Here is a 13056-nt window from a genome sequence, read left to right on the forward strand (position 1 = left end):
GGGCACGTTTCCTTATAAGGCCGGAAGCTGTAAGTGGCGTTCGGCGTGATTGTGCGTGGCTGCGCGCAGCAATTTTGCATTTTCGCTTTGTAAAACCAGATGCGTGATATCTTTCTCGAACGGCAAATGGCGATAGGCTTCCCAATCACCTTGCAGATCAAACAGGTTGGTATAGCCATGCTTTAGATAAAGCCCTACCGCTTCTGGCTGCCGAAAGCCTGTTGTAAGATAAAGCCGATGATATCCTTGCAAGGCGGCCTGATTTTCCAATTCAGCCAGAATTCGCGCGGCAAGACCCTGCCTTCGATAACGATCAGCAGTCCAAATGCGCTTTAACTCGGCTGTTTGTTGGTCGAAAAACTTGAACGCACCACCGCCAATCGTCTCATCCCCACGCATTAACAAAAGGAAATTGCCTGTTGGTGGAGAAAATGCCGCCGGTGGGTATCTGTCCAACTCGGCAGCTGCACCTTGTTCGTCATAAAACGTTCCATAGCGGCTGTCATATTCATGTAAAAGAGCATCACGAAGCGGCTTGGCTTTCGGGTCATCGGTCGTGGTATAAAGAAAATAATCGAGCATGTTGCATTCTCCTTTAGGCCACGACGCTGATGGGCGAAGCATCGAGACCCGACACATGTGTCGAAAAACGCGTTGGTTTATGCGCTTTTGGTGGCAGGAATGGCGCAAGCTGGCTGATGGCCTTATCAATGCGGAGCAGCAGATCGGCTGTTGCGATTTCACCGCTATCGTTAAAGTCGCGTGCGGCTGCATAAATGGCCGTTGGAAGACTATGTGCCATGAAAAATCCGAAGAGTGGCCGCAGCTGGTGTTCCACCATCAGCGCGTGGCGGTCTCCACCGCCAGAGGCCGCAAGCAGAATTGGCTTGCCATAAAGCAGCTCCGGTTCGATCAGGTCGATAAAATGCTTGAATAGGCCGGGATAGCTGCCCTTATAAACAGGGCTGCCAATGATAAGGGCATCGGCAGACGCCAATTCGTCAATGATGTTGCGTGCGCCAAGGGCAAGTTCGCAAGTACGCTGCGCTATGCCGAGCGACGGCCCGACATCGCTCATGTCGTAGAAAGTGACTTCAGCATCATAATGGCGCGCGGCCTTTTGTCCGATCTCGTGCAACAAAGCGCTGGTTTTTGAAGGCCTGCTCGTGCTGCCGGAAAAGGCAATAATCTTACTCATAACGGTAATTCCTTGTACAGCCTGTTTCAAGCGGCCTGAATGGCGCGCTGCGTTGCATAACGGTTTTGTGGAATGGAAAGCCCGAGGTTTTGCCGCAGTGTAGTTTCTGGCAAAATTCCATCAAAATAACCGCGCTTTTCAAGTCTTGGCAGTATTTCCGACGAAAAATCGTCGAAGCCCTGACCGCTGACCATCATCGTCAGGATGAAGCCGTCGGCTGCTCCACTTTCCACCCACTGGATGATCTGTTCGCTTACATCATCGTAAGTGCCGATAAAGTCGCCGCGTTGCGTTGTTTCATTTAGGGCAACATCACGCAGGGTAAGGTTTTTTTTGACCGCTTCCCGTTTGATACGGTCGGTCGTCGAACGGAAGCTGTTTTGACCAATGTCACCAATGTCTGGAAATGCACTGTCGAGATCGTATTGGCTGAAGTCGTGATGATCGAAATAGCGCCCGAGATAGGCAAGCGCATCATCAATATTGACGAGGTTCCTTATCGCCAGATACTTTTCTTCCGCTTCTTCTCTTGTGCGGCCCACAATGGGGTTGATGCCCGGGAAAATTTTCACGTCATTGGCAGACCGGCCATGCCCAATAGCGCTATCTTTAATGCGTTTAGCATAGACCTTGGCATCGTCAATATTCTGGATATGGGTGAAGACCGCTTCGGCATATTTCGACGCGAAGTTGATGCCGGATTCCGAGGCGCCCGCTTGGAAAATTACCGGTTCTCCCTGCGGCGAACGTTGAATGTTCAACGGCCCTTCAACCGAGAAAAACCGGCCTTGATGATCAACACGATGCATTTTTTCAGGCGTGAAAAATTGCCCCGTTTCGCGGTTGCGGATAAAGGCGTCATCTTCCCATGAAGACCACAGGCCTTGCACGACATCAATATATTCGCTGGCAATTTCATACCGCAAACTATGTTCAGGGTGGGGGCGGCCATAGTTTTTTGCCGTGCCCTCCAGCGGGGTTGTAACAATGTTCCAGGCTGCGCGGCCGCCGCTTAAAAGATCAAGCGAAGCAAACTGGCGTGCCACCGTGTAAGGGTCGCTATATGATGTCGAAACCGTGCCGCCAAGCCCGATTTTGGATGTGTGGCCTGCAATAAGGGACAGCAGGGTCAACGGCTCGAAGCGATTGAGGAAGTGCGGCAAGGACTTTTCGTTGATGTAAAGTCCGTCGGCAACAAAAACAAAGGCCAGTCCAACTGCTTCAGCACGTTTTGCAAGGTCTAGATTATATGCCAGATTAACACTGGCATCAGCCGGTACAGAGGGGTGCCGCCACGAGTTCATATGGCCGCCAGCACCGTGAAGCATAATCCCGAAATTGATTTTCTGTTTGGTCATGTCTTTGTCCTCATTCTTTGGGTTGCGGTCAGGCAGCAATCTTTTCTTGCGCAAAGGCGAGCGAGCCTATGGCGTCAATGCGTTCTTCGACACTTGTTGCTGGCAGCTCCAACATGAACTCGCCAATGCCATATTGACGATGCAAGGCTTGCAAGGTGCGGTTGACTGTTTCAGCCGTTCCCGCAATCACCTGCGTACGGTGCTGCTCGATGGTGTAATCCGAACGACCGGAAAGCCTGCCGAAATCCTCGGCTGCGGCTTGCGTGGTGAGTGAAAACGTTTTTCCATCTGAAAAGTGGATCTTATAGATAAAGATAGCGTCGGCACGTTCCTTGGCGTCTTTCTCGCTTCTGCCAACAACAGCAGCCAGCGCCAGTTGTGGCACGCCGCCGCCGGTGGCTTTGCGATAGGCGGTAACGGTGTTCTTCAACTTTTCGTCGCTGCCATTGAGATGCCCGGCATAACTTAACTGCCAGCCAAGACGGGCGGCAAGCTTCGCACTTTCAACGCTTGCGCCCAGCAGAAAAGCCCGCGCTTTGGTTTCCGTACGTGGTGTGGCGGCCAATCCTTGAAAACGCCCCTCGGACACTTCCTCTCCGCCTAGAAGCTGGTTAAGAAGCTCCACTTTTTCGTCAAAGGTAATGCGCGTTTCATCACCGAATTCGGCCTGCAAAGCCTTGGTGGCATGGGGCAGGCCGCCCGGTGTCTTGCCGATACCAAGGTCGACACGCCCCGGTGCCAAGGATGAAAGCACGTTGAAAACTTCGGCTACTTTATACGGGCTATAGTGCTGCAACATCACACCGCCGGAACCGATGCGGATATGTTTGGTTGCTGCAAGCAGATAGGCAACCAGAACCTCTGGCGCACTGGATGCAAATTCCTTGGAATGGTGATGCTCTGCCACCCAATAGCGTCGAAAACCTGCAGCCTCGGCGGCTTGCGCAGTTCTAACCGCATTGGCCAACGCATGGACGCCGCTTTTATCGGCTTCCAAAGGGCATTTATCCAAAAGGCTCAAATCATAAACCATGCGTGTTCTCCTGCCGTTTTATTGTGTGCCGCACAGGGCATCCGAAATATATTTTATAATTGGCGGATTTTGAGCGATTTGATAGCGTGGAAATTCTATTAAAAATGCATAAAGTAAAAAACATTTTCTGTTTTTTACCATTATTTAAATATCAAGGCTTATATGAACTTGCATTTAAAATGTATAAGATGAAATTTGGAGAATGAATTTCAAGGCGAGGCTGTCATGGCAAAAGATATTCTTTATTTATTACCTAGCGCATTTAAAGATGATAATATTCCCGACAAGATATTCTTTTGTCCGCACTGTCTGCCGGTGGAGGGCGCACTTTCTGTTTATAAAGACAAGCTGAACGATATCGATGTGCGTTATGCCGACTTTCCGCGCCCGCGCCAAGAGGTGATCGCCATTGCGGGCGAGGCGCATCAGGCGCTGCCATTGTTGATCCTGGGGAAGGGCCGCACCACCAGCCATAAGACAGGCGAGCATGATGGCCACCAGCTGGTTGCCGGAAGCGCGCCGATTTTGGCCGCATTGGCTGAACTTTACGGCATTCCGGTCAGCCACTGAAACAAGTGGCAATCAGGCATTAAAACTGCCGGTCGCATGTGCAGATCAGAAGTGCGAAAGCATAAAGCGGTGTGTAGCGTATTCAGCCATTGTTTTTCGCGGCAAGCTTATGCTTATATCAACGCATGATTTCAGATTTTGGATTCTTGGAAGAAAAGTTGAAACACTTGCCGCCGCGCAAACGGCGCGAGTTGACTTATATTGCCAAACTTCTGTTTGACGAATTTGAACGGGCGCAAGCGGAGCGCCTGCCACCTGACACACCGAAAGGTCGCATTCATAAACTGGTGCTGTATGGCTCATACGCCCGCGGTGGCTGGGTGGAAGACCGCATCAGCGGCTATTATTCAGATTATGATTTGCTGGTGGTGGTCAATCAGGAAGAATATGCCAAGCCCGATTACTGGTATGATGCAGAAGAACGACTGCTGCAAGAATCGACCATTACCAAGCGCATTAAAACGCCGGTGGAACTGATCGTCCATTCCATTTACGATGTTAACTGCCAGCTTAAGGTGGGGCGACCTTTCTTTCTGGATATTCTCCGTGATGGCATCATTCTTTATGAAGCCAACAGTGTTCCGTTCAGTAAACCCGGTGAAATGAGCGATGAGCTGAAACGCTCTGAATCGGTGAAATATTTCAATGAGTGGTATACCTCCTCACTAGCCATTTTTGACAATGCCAAATATTCATTGGCAAAAGCACTGCAAGAACGCAATGAAACCACCAAAACTGCCTTCCTTCGCAATGCTGCTTTTTTAGCGCATCAGGCGACAGAACGAATTTATCATTGTTTACTGCTGACGGTGAAGCTTTACAGCCCGAAGCTGCATAATATCGGGCGGTTACGCAATCTGGCAAACGAGGCGGCACCGGAGCTTATTGGCGTTTGGCCGCGTGACACGAAAATAGCGCGTTACAGATTCAACCTTCTGCTCCGCGCTTATGTTGAGGGGCGCTATTCGCCCCACTATTTCATTACACCGGAAGAACTTGAATGGCTTTTCTGTCGCATTGAATATTTACAGACAAAGGTCAAAGAAATCTGCGAAGCCCATCTAGCAATCGGTGCAAGTAAGCCTAGAAGCAGTGACGACGAGTAGGAATTTTATTTAATAATTACGGAAAACTAAACAGCTTTAATGGTTGGTAAAATAGCTTTTATAACCTTTACCAAAGCTGTATTTTGATCACTTTTTAAGGTTCGCATAAGCCAACTAAGGAAAGCGTCTTTACTACAACTTCTTAGAACAGACGCTGCATCTTTTATCAGACCCTTGTTGTCATATAGTTTTAAAACATCTGTTAAATTTCTATTTTTGATAGCTGTATCTAAATCATTTTTGAATTGCGAAATAACGTCATTAAGTTTCAAATCGTACGTTTGTTTTATTACATAATCTTCAATGTTATCGTCATTGCTTTTTTCAGATATATGAATATTCTTTAAATTGGCATGCAAATACCTATTGATATAGCGATTTACACTGAGTTTGATATTTTTTGTTTCTTTGATTCTTTCGAAGAGAAGGTTTGATAATTGTGCTAGTTTATCTTCCAATTCCTGACCATCGAAATTCTCATATTTCAGAATAGCACGACTGACTTCTGGCAATAAAATGATATTCTCAATTTCATTGACGGGAAGTGTATAAACACCCTTATCTTCTAAATATTTCATATCAGCATCATTACGGTGGTCATTATCAACCAATCCAGCACAGGTTATGCGTGTTAGACTAGGATTGGCCCTCATAGTGCTGACCGCATGTATGACCTCACCACATGAAGAACGTGTGATAACTGTCCATTCAGGATAACAACTTCTATAAAGCGCAATATCAAGGCTTTGTTGATCGCCTTCAACAAATAGAATTGGTTGTCGACTACCTAAAATTAAAGTTGTTAATTCTTCACTGAAACCGGTATTGTCAGGAACCTCTTCAATATTCCATGCTCGTGATGGCTGCGATCGATAATCACGAATAACAAGTTTTTTAGCAGACCTTAAAGCCGCGAATTCCAAATCATGCGTTATAAACAGAAAGGCGCAATCTGGTCGTATCGCTTCTAACTCATCCCAAAGTTTTGACATAATAGAGCGATGTATGTGTAATTCAGGTTCATCAATGATAATGAGTTGGCCTTCATTTGCGGCCAAAACCTGCCCAATCATGTAGAATAAAGAACGCTCCCCATCGCTCATTTCAGACGCGCTATATTTTAGTTCAGTATTAGGAACAACAACGTTGATGTCATCACCTGTTATATCAAGTTGTCTGTTAGGTAGTAAGCGTGACCAAATCCCTTCAAGAATTTCAAATTTTGTAAGCTGAGTATTTAAAGTATTTGGATTTTCGTTTTTTCTAGCTGACTTATGTGTCTTCAGTGCGACATTGTTTTGCTCTGCAAAAAGAACTTGTAATAACTTATCAAAATCATCAAGAAGAATTGTTGCTTCTTTATGATTCCATCTTTGAGATGCTCTGTAATTCATAAAGCTTGTAGAAATGTGTTCATTATCTATTCCAACAAATAGTTTATTTCTAGCTTCTTTTTCACCTAATTTTGGTACGTTAGGGTTTAAATTTATTGCTCGATGTGCAGATATTCGATGAGCAAGTGACCCCAATTGATTTTCTATGCTCACAGCCAACCTAGTTTTACCACTGCCATTAGCACCAACCATAATAACAGACTGTCCAAGTTCAACGTCTATTAGTTGATCAATAGTCTCAACAGAGTCTGCTGTAAAAGTAGGTACCTTAAATGTGATGGCTGCTTTTTCCATAATTTCCCCCTCAAATCTATTTTAGCAAACGACAAATATATTTAAACATACCGCATGAGAAGCGCGCAGTATAGGTTCACATCGTCAGGAATAGGAATGTAGACGATATGGCCGTCACCGGGGGCCACGTCTATGTCCTCATTCTTCTTATTCTTCAGCGTTTCAATGGTGAAGTTGATGTTGCCCTGCGGGGTCATCATTTCCACCTTGTCGTTCAGCGCAAAGCGGTTTTTCACGATCACTTCGGCCAAGCCGTTTTTACGCTCGCCAGTAAACTCGCCGACAAATTGCTGGCGGCCGGTGAGTGATGAACCTGTGGCATAATGCTGATATTCTTTGTGTTTATGGCGCTGCAAAAAGCCTTCGGTATAGCCACGGTGGGCCAGCGATTCCAAAACCACCATCAAATTATCATCAAACGGGCGGCCAGCCAGCGCATCGTCGATGGCCTTGCGATACACCTGTGCGGTACGCGCCACATAATAATGCGACTTGGTGCGGCCTTCAATTTTCAGCGAATGCACGCCAATTTCCACCAGCTTCTCAACATATTGCACGGCACGCAGGTCTTTTGAATTCATAATATAGGTGCCGTGTTCATCTTCAAACGCGGTCATTTCGGCTTCTGGCCGGTTGGCTTCATGCAGCACAAAAACCTTGTCGCTTGTGGCACCTTCACCTAAAGTCGGGGCATTCTCTTCCTCAACCGTTTCTTCTGCCTTGACGATCTCGCCAAGCTCGTTTTCCGTGCCTTCTTCCACACCGTATTTCCAGCGGCAGGCATTGGTGCAGGTGCCTTGGTTGGCATCACGGTGGTTGATATAGCCAGAAAGCAGGCAGCGGCCGGAATAGGCCATGCAAAGCGCGCCATGCACAAACACTTCCAGTTCAATTTCCGGCACATGCTCGCGGATTTCTTCAATTTCCTTCAACGACAATTCCCGCGAAAGGATGACGCGCGTCAGGCCCATTTGTTTCCAGAACTTCACTGTTGCCCAATTGACAGCATTGGACTGCACAGACAAATGGACATCCATATGCGGGAAGTTTTCCCGCACCAGCATAATCAAACCGGGGTCTGACATAATCAGTGCATCCGGCCCCATATCGACAACCGGCTTCAACTCGCTGACAAAGCTTTTCAGCTTGCTGTTATGTGGCGCGATATTGACCACGACATAAAACTTTTTGCCTTGCGCATGGGCTTCATCAATGCCGATTTTCAAGTTTTCAGCATGGTTGAACTCGTTATTGCGCACGCGCAAGCTATAGCGCGGCTGGCCGGCATAAACCGCATCTGCGCCATAGGCAAAGGCATAACGCATGGATTTCAGGGTGCCGGCAGGGCTTAACAGTTCTGTTTTATGGGATATCGACATTCTAACTCACGGGGATTCATTTTTGCCCGTTGTTTAGCAGAACTACACCCGCCCTTCAACCGTACGATACATGTCGTTTGCCGTGTCCGCAAAGGCACAGCTAACACGCATCTGGTAGTAGGCCATATCCGCTTAATCCAATTATGCCTGACCTTGAACCATTATGCATCGATGCAGCGGTTCACTGCACCGGCAAATGGTGGATATCCCGTTGCTCGCAAGACAATATAATCTTGCTGCCCTGTTGCGGCTGGCGCAGATCAAACCGGTTGATACGGTCATAGCGCAATTCCAGATCGCAATACCGGATATTGGTGCGCAGAAGCTGACCCATAATCTGCACATCCATAACTTCGCCTTCCAATGTCAAAGCGGCATTTTCGTCTGTGCCCTCGCGGAAGCTGGCGGGGTGGATGACCAAAGCATCCTTATGGTTCTGTCCCGTCAGGCGCGTTGCATGATGGGCTGGTATGATATTGGCATCGCCAAGAAAACCAGCAACAAAAAGGTTTTTCGGCCGATAGAAGATATTTTGCGCTGTGTCGCTTTGCATGATCTCACCGCGATCAAGAATGGAGATACGGTCTCCCAGCATGAGCGCTTCTTCCTGATCGTGGGTGACAAGGATAGCCGTGAGGCCAAACTGGCGCTGCATACGCTTGAGGTCTTGTTGCAGTTTTTTTCGTATTTGCGCATCCAATGCCGATAGTGGCTCATCAAGTAAAAGCAGCTTCGGCTCTAGAATAAGCGCGCGCGCTAAAGCCACACGTTGTCTTTGCCCACCCGACAAGTTGGCGGGCAGGGCGTTGGCGTGTTCTGTCATGGCGGTCATATCAAGCATGCGATCAACTTGGTCGATAATCTGCGCCCTTGGGGTTTTCTTTTGCTTTAACCCGAATGCCAGATTTTCGCGTACCGTCATGTTGGGAAAAAGCGCGTAATGCTGAAACACCATTGCAAGGTCGCGGTCTTTCGGTTGTAGCAAGTCAAGCCGTTTGCCCGCCATGGTTATGGTGCCGCCCGATATGGGCTGTAAACCGGCAATACTGCGCAGCAACGTTGTTTTGCCGCAGCCCGATGGCCCAAGCAGCACATGAAATTCACCTTCGGCAATATCAAGATTGATATTGTCCAGAATAGTTTTTTCGCCATAGCGCGAATTGAGATGTTCGATAATAAGGCCCGACATGTCAAGCGCTCCTTGATAAGCGTTGTTTGATAAAAAGGGTTACTGCCGTCATGAAAAGCAGGAAGCAGAAATAAAGCAGTGTCATTGCGCTGGAGAGGCGTCCGCTATCGGCGCGATGGGCGTAGATGTATATCTGCAATGTTTCAAACTGACCGCCGACCAACAAATTGGCATAGACAAATTCGCCCATCAATATGCTGAAATTGAGCAATACAGCCAATAGCAATGCTGGCAGGATAAGCGGAATGATGACCTTTGCAAAAATTGCTTCGTCCGATGCGCCCGTAAGGCGTCCGGCATCAAGATAGTCTTTTACCGTAATGCCGTTCAGGGCGTTTTTTGTCGACACATAGAGCATTGGAAAGCAGATCGGCACATAGGCAAAAACCAATATCCACAATGTGCCATTGATCTGCAAAGGTGGCACGGAAAAGATTTTTAGATAGCCGACAACGAGCACCACAGCCGGCACGGCATAAGGCAGGATAACAAGGCGTGCAAGCCAGCGGTCCAACGCTGGCCAATAGACATGGCCAACCAAAACTGCCGGAATGATAAGCACGATCGAAAGCGCTATGGCAAGACCTGCTACGGCGACACTGCGCAGCAAAGCCGCTTGGAACCTTGGCTCATAGACCACTTCGGTCAACCATGACGATGTAAAGCCTGTTGGCAATATGGTTTGTGACCATTGAGTGGATACGGCATTGATTGCCAGTGCCAAAAGCGGCAACAACATCAGACCGGTTAATACAAGAATGGACGATTTGGCCAGAAAAGATTGTTTCATTTCATCGTCCTCTGGCCTTTGATCAATTGGCTGATGCCGATGGGTACGAGCAGCAGAACGAGCAGGCAAACCGATAGAGCATTGGCAAGGCCGGGATTTGCAAACACATCACCGGCCACAAGCTCGCCGATGCGTACCGTTACAATACGCGCCGATGTGCCGATAAGCGTAAAAGCAGTTGCATAAGTGCCCATGGCGTTGGCAAACAGCAAAATGGCAACAGCAATCAACTGTCGTGAAACAACAGGCAGTCCTATTGCCCGCCAGAAGCGGAACTTTGATGTTCCGATAAGGTGCGCTGCTTCCTGAATGTCGGGTGACAGTGAAATAATGACAGGCAGAATAAGTACAATGCCAAGCGATATTTGAAAGAAGGAGTAAGTAAGAATAAGACCGCCGAAGCTGTAAATGTTGATTTCATCGACCAAGCCAAGATTGATGAGCGCCTGTGTCAGGATGCCGTTGACACCCAAAAGAATTATGAAGGCCATAACGGCGGGTACGCCGGCGAAGTTTGCGCCGAGATTGGCAAGTGCCGTCGCGATATTCTGCGAGCGGGCGGATGCAGCCCTCAGGCTGATGCAGATGGGAATTGCAAAAGCCATGCCGATGAGTGTGGTAAGAATTGAAAGTTGTATCGTGCTGATAAAAGAGTTTAAGTAAAATTTTGAACTAAGGATACGCGTATAAAATGCCAGACGGTCGCTATGATGACCTATCGAGCCGGCAAACACACTGAAAAGCGGCAAACCGATAATAACGGCCAAAAACAGCAGAAGGGGGAGTGCATAAAGCCGCATATATTTTGGTGCGCCAATCACATTATATTCCCTTCAAAAGGTGCCATATGGGTGCTTTCGATGCCCAAAAGCTGACAACATAGATCGGCGATCTGTGTTTGGGAAAAAAGAGAGGGGTCGGAAAGCTTGAAGCCGAATGTATAAAACGGCACTTCCGATTCAGACGGCAGCGGGCCGGCATGGTTTCCATCGTCACCCATGCCGTGATCAGCGGTGACGATGATCTTATAACCATCTTCCAGCCATTGCGGCATGTATTGCGCCAGAAGGTCTGCCGCATTGCGCGCCTTGTTGCGATAGGACGGCGAGTTGCCGCCGTTTTTATGGCCGCTATCGTCGATATTCATAGGGTGCAGCAACAAAAAATGTGGTGAGAACCGGTCAAGCAGCGTCTGCGCGTCGGCAAACAAGTGACTGTCGGGATAGGTATCCTCCCAATAGAACATGCCGTGTTGGATTGCGCTATTTCCGTTGATTAAGAGGCGGTCTTTTTGCGGATTGAATGGGGAAGAGACATATAATTCGCTGACCCAATGATAGGCTGCCGCCGCCGTAACCAGACCGGCCTGACGGGCGAGTGAAAAAACGCTTTCTCCATTGGAGCGACGATTGATAGTGTTGCTGACAACACCGTGGTCAACAGGCGTTCGCCCTGTCAAAATGGTTTCATAGAGGGGACGGGATATGGCAGGCAGTTCGCTTTGCAGCTTGAAAACATGGCCGCGCTCCTGACGTACCATCGCTTCAGGATAACCGAGGCATTCGCGCGCCGTATCGTAACGCAATCCATCCAGAACAATAAGAATGACTTTTGACATGATTTGACCTTTTCAGGAGCTGGATGGCGGCTTAATCCATCCACCCCATTTTTGCTTTACATCTCGGACATAACGTTTTCTTGCCATAGCTGGCTGATGCCGGGTGCTGTCTTTTGCCAAAGCGGAGAGTTGATTGGTCGGGCAGCTTTGTATTGTTCCGAAGGGAGCATTTTTGCCGCGGCATCTTCTGGCAGTTTAATATGATCAATACGGATAGGACGGGCATAGCCACGCGCCAAATTGATTTGTCCATCATCCGATAGGATATATTCCCGCGCAAATTTTGCAGCGTTGGGATGCTTGGCATATTTATTGATAACTGTTGCATAGCCAGACGTAACCGAACCGTCGGATGGAATGATCACTGTGTATTTGCCATTCCCGACCATGTCGCGATAGTTGAGCGCGTTAAAATCCCAAAGTGCGGCCACCTGTATCTCGCCGCGTTCCATGCTTGCCGGTGTAACCGAGTTGGACAAAAGCCGTCCCTGTTTGGCGAGGTCTGCAAACAGTGCAATACCGGGTTCGAGGTTGTCTTCGCCGCCACCCATGGCGATTGCCGCGGCTAGAATGCTCGCATTCTCCTGCGCACCGCTGCCAACCTTATTGATGGAAAACTTGTAATTGCCTTTACGGATATCGGCCCAGCTTTTAGGCGGATTTGGCAAGTCGCTTGCAACGATAAATGCGATTGTGCCGGTATATCCAAGGACCCATTTTCCCTCAGGGTCTTTTGCCCAATCGGGGATCTGTTCCCATGTCGAGGGCTTGTAAGGCATGACCAGATCACGCGATGCGGCTATCGGCCCGAATTCAATACCGACATCGCCAATATCGGCAGATGCATTTTCTTTTTCGTTCTCAAATTTTGAAAGCTCTTCAGCGGAACTCATATCGGTATCGAAGTGAGCGATGCCATACTTGGTTTTTAGATCCGCCCACGTACCTTTCCAATTTGCCCAACTGTCGGGCATTCCAACAGAATTGACAGTTCCTTCCTTCTTTGCAGCTTCAACAAGCGCAGAAACGTCGGCACGGGTAACCGTGTTGAAGGCGCATAAAACTGCCAATGAGGTCAAAGAAAGTCGTGCGAAAAAGCCGGTTTTGGTGCGTAGCATTATCAATCC

General features: G+C 48.3%; 13 protein-coding genes. 2 read left to right on the plus strand and 11 right to left on the minus strand.

Going from position 1 to position 13056, the window contains the following annotated elements:
- Positions 1-12 precede the first annotated feature (12 nt).
- The 4 genes from ACYSNS_RS04365 to ACYSNS_RS04380 are packed head-to-tail and all read right to left on the minus strand — an operon-like array spanning position 13 to position 3589.
- The gene (locus tag ACYSNS_RS04365) at positions 13-582 is read right to left on the minus strand and encodes a GNAT family N-acetyltransferase (protein WP_461721927.1); all 570 of its coding nucleotides are present in this window, start codon (positions 580-582) and stop codon (positions 13-15) included.
- A gap of 13 nt (positions 583-595) precedes the next feature.
- The gene (msuE, locus tag ACYSNS_RS04370) at positions 596-1198 is read right to left on the minus strand and encodes an FMN reductase (protein ID WP_461721928.1); all 603 of its coding nucleotides are present in this window, start codon (positions 1196-1198) and stop codon (positions 596-598) included.
- Positions 1199-1224: 26 nt separating this feature from the next.
- Positions 1225-2556 (minus strand): LLM class flavin-dependent oxidoreductase, encoded by a 1332-nt coding sequence (locus ACYSNS_RS04375; RefSeq protein ID WP_461721929.1) that lies wholly within the window; start codon positions 2554-2556, stop codon positions 1225-1227.
- A gap of 28 nt (positions 2557-2584) precedes the next feature.
- A complete protein-coding gene (locus ACYSNS_RS04380; protein ID WP_461721930.1) occupies positions 2585-3589 on the minus strand; it encodes an MsnO8 family LLM class oxidoreductase in 1005 nt (334 codons plus the stop codon).
- A 225-nt stretch (positions 3590-3814) separates the two neighbouring features.
- On the opposite strand from ACYSNS_RS04380, the gene ACYSNS_RS04385 reads away from it, so the two are divergent.
- Positions 3815-4159: a DUF3088 family protein gene (locus ACYSNS_RS04385; RefSeq protein WP_461721931.1), complete on the plus strand. Its 345-nt coding sequence runs from the start codon at positions 3815-3817 to the stop codon at positions 4157-4159.
- A 158-nt stretch (positions 4160-4317) separates the two neighbouring features.
- Positions 4318-5265, plus strand: a complete 948-nt coding sequence (locus tag ACYSNS_RS04390; RefSeq protein ID WP_461721932.1) for a HEPN domain-containing protein — start codon at positions 4318-4320, stop codon at positions 5263-5265.
- 26 nt (positions 5266-5291) lie between these two features.
- Here ACYSNS_RS04390 and ACYSNS_RS04395 read toward each other — a convergent pair whose 3' ends face one another.
- The 7 genes from ACYSNS_RS04395 to ACYSNS_RS04425 all read right to left on the minus strand — a co-directional run bounded on the left by ACYSNS_RS04395 (position 5292) and on the right by ACYSNS_RS04425 (position 13047).
- Positions 5292-6953, minus strand: coding sequence for an AAA family ATPase (locus ACYSNS_RS04395; RefSeq protein WP_461721933.1), 1662 nt, complete (start codon positions 6951-6953; stop codon positions 5292-5294).
- Between the two features lie 41 nt (positions 6954-6994).
- Entirely contained in the window at positions 6995-8332 is a 1338-nt protein-coding gene (trhP, locus tag ACYSNS_RS04400) for a prephenate-dependent tRNA uridine(34) hydroxylase TrhP (protein ID WP_461721934.1), read from the minus strand.
- Positions 8333-8513: 181 nt separating this feature from the next.
- Entirely contained in the window at positions 8514-9521 is a 1008-nt protein-coding gene (locus ACYSNS_RS04405; protein WP_461721935.1) for an ABC transporter ATP-binding protein, read from the minus strand.
- A gap of 1 nt (position 9522) precedes the next feature.
- On the minus strand, positions 9523-10311 hold the full coding sequence (locus ACYSNS_RS04410; protein WP_461721936.1) for an ABC transporter permease: 789 nt from the start codon (positions 10309-10311) through the stop codon (positions 9523-9525).
- The gene (locus ACYSNS_RS04415; protein ID WP_461721937.1) at positions 10308-11132 is read right to left on the minus strand and encodes an ABC transporter permease; all 825 of its coding nucleotides are present in this window, start codon (positions 11130-11132) and stop codon (positions 10308-10310) included. Before ACYSNS_RS04415 ends, ACYSNS_RS04410 begins: the two co-directional genes overlap by 4 nt.
- Entirely contained in the window at positions 11129-11929 is an 801-nt protein-coding gene (locus ACYSNS_RS04420) for an alkaline phosphatase family protein (protein ID WP_461721938.1), read from the minus strand. Before ACYSNS_RS04420 ends, ACYSNS_RS04415 begins: the two co-directional genes overlap by 4 nt.
- Positions 11930-11985: 56 nt before the next feature.
- Positions 11986-13047, minus strand: coding sequence for an ABC transporter substrate-binding protein (locus ACYSNS_RS04425; protein WP_461721939.1), 1062 nt, complete (start codon positions 13045-13047; stop codon positions 11986-11988).
- Positions 13048-13056 lie beyond the last annotated feature (9 nt).

This window comes from Bartonella sp. LJL80 (genome assembly GCF_054871565.1).

Excerpts from the sequence above, each read along its gene's own strand:
- ACYSNS_RS04365 (WP_461721927.1), bottom strand. The coding sequence starts at position 582 with ATGCTCGATTATTTTCTTTATACCACGACCGATGACCCGAAAGCCAAG.
- msuE (WP_461721928.1), bottom strand. The coding sequence starts at position 1,198 with ATGAGTAAGATTATTGCCTTTTCCGGCAGCACGAGCAGGCCTTCAAAA.
- ACYSNS_RS04375 (WP_461721929.1), bottom strand. The coding sequence starts at position 2,556 with ATGACCAAACAGAAAATCAATTTCGGGATTATGCTTCACGGTGCTGGC.
- ACYSNS_RS04380 (WP_461721930.1), bottom strand. The coding sequence starts at position 3,589 with ATGGTTTATGATTTGAGCCTTTTGGATAAATGCCCTTTGGAAGCCGAT.
- ACYSNS_RS04385 (WP_461721931.1), top strand. The coding sequence starts at position 3,815 with ATGGCAAAAGATATTCTTTATTTATTACCTAGCGCATTTAAAGATGAT.
- ACYSNS_RS04395 (WP_461721933.1), bottom strand. The coding sequence starts at position 6,953 with ATGGAAAAAGCAGCCATCACATTTAAGGTACCTACTTTTACAGCAGAC.
- trhP (WP_461721934.1), bottom strand. The coding sequence starts at position 8,332 with ATGTCGATATCCCATAAAACAGAACTGTTAAGCCCTGCCGGCACCCTG.
- ACYSNS_RS04405 (WP_461721935.1), bottom strand. The coding sequence starts at position 9,521 with ATGTCGGGCCTTATTATCGAACATCTCAATTCGCGCTATGGCGAAAAA.
- ACYSNS_RS04410 (WP_461721936.1), bottom strand. The coding sequence starts at position 10,311 with ATGAAACAATCTTTTCTGGCCAAATCGTCCATTCTTGTATTAACCGGT.
- ACYSNS_RS04420 (WP_461721938.1), bottom strand. The coding sequence starts at position 11,929 with ATGTCAAAAGTCATTCTTATTGTTCTGGATGGATTGCGTTACGATACG.
- ACYSNS_RS04425 (WP_461721939.1), bottom strand. The coding sequence starts at position 13,047 with ATGCTACGCACCAAAACCGGCTTTTTCGCACGACTTTCTTTGACCTCA.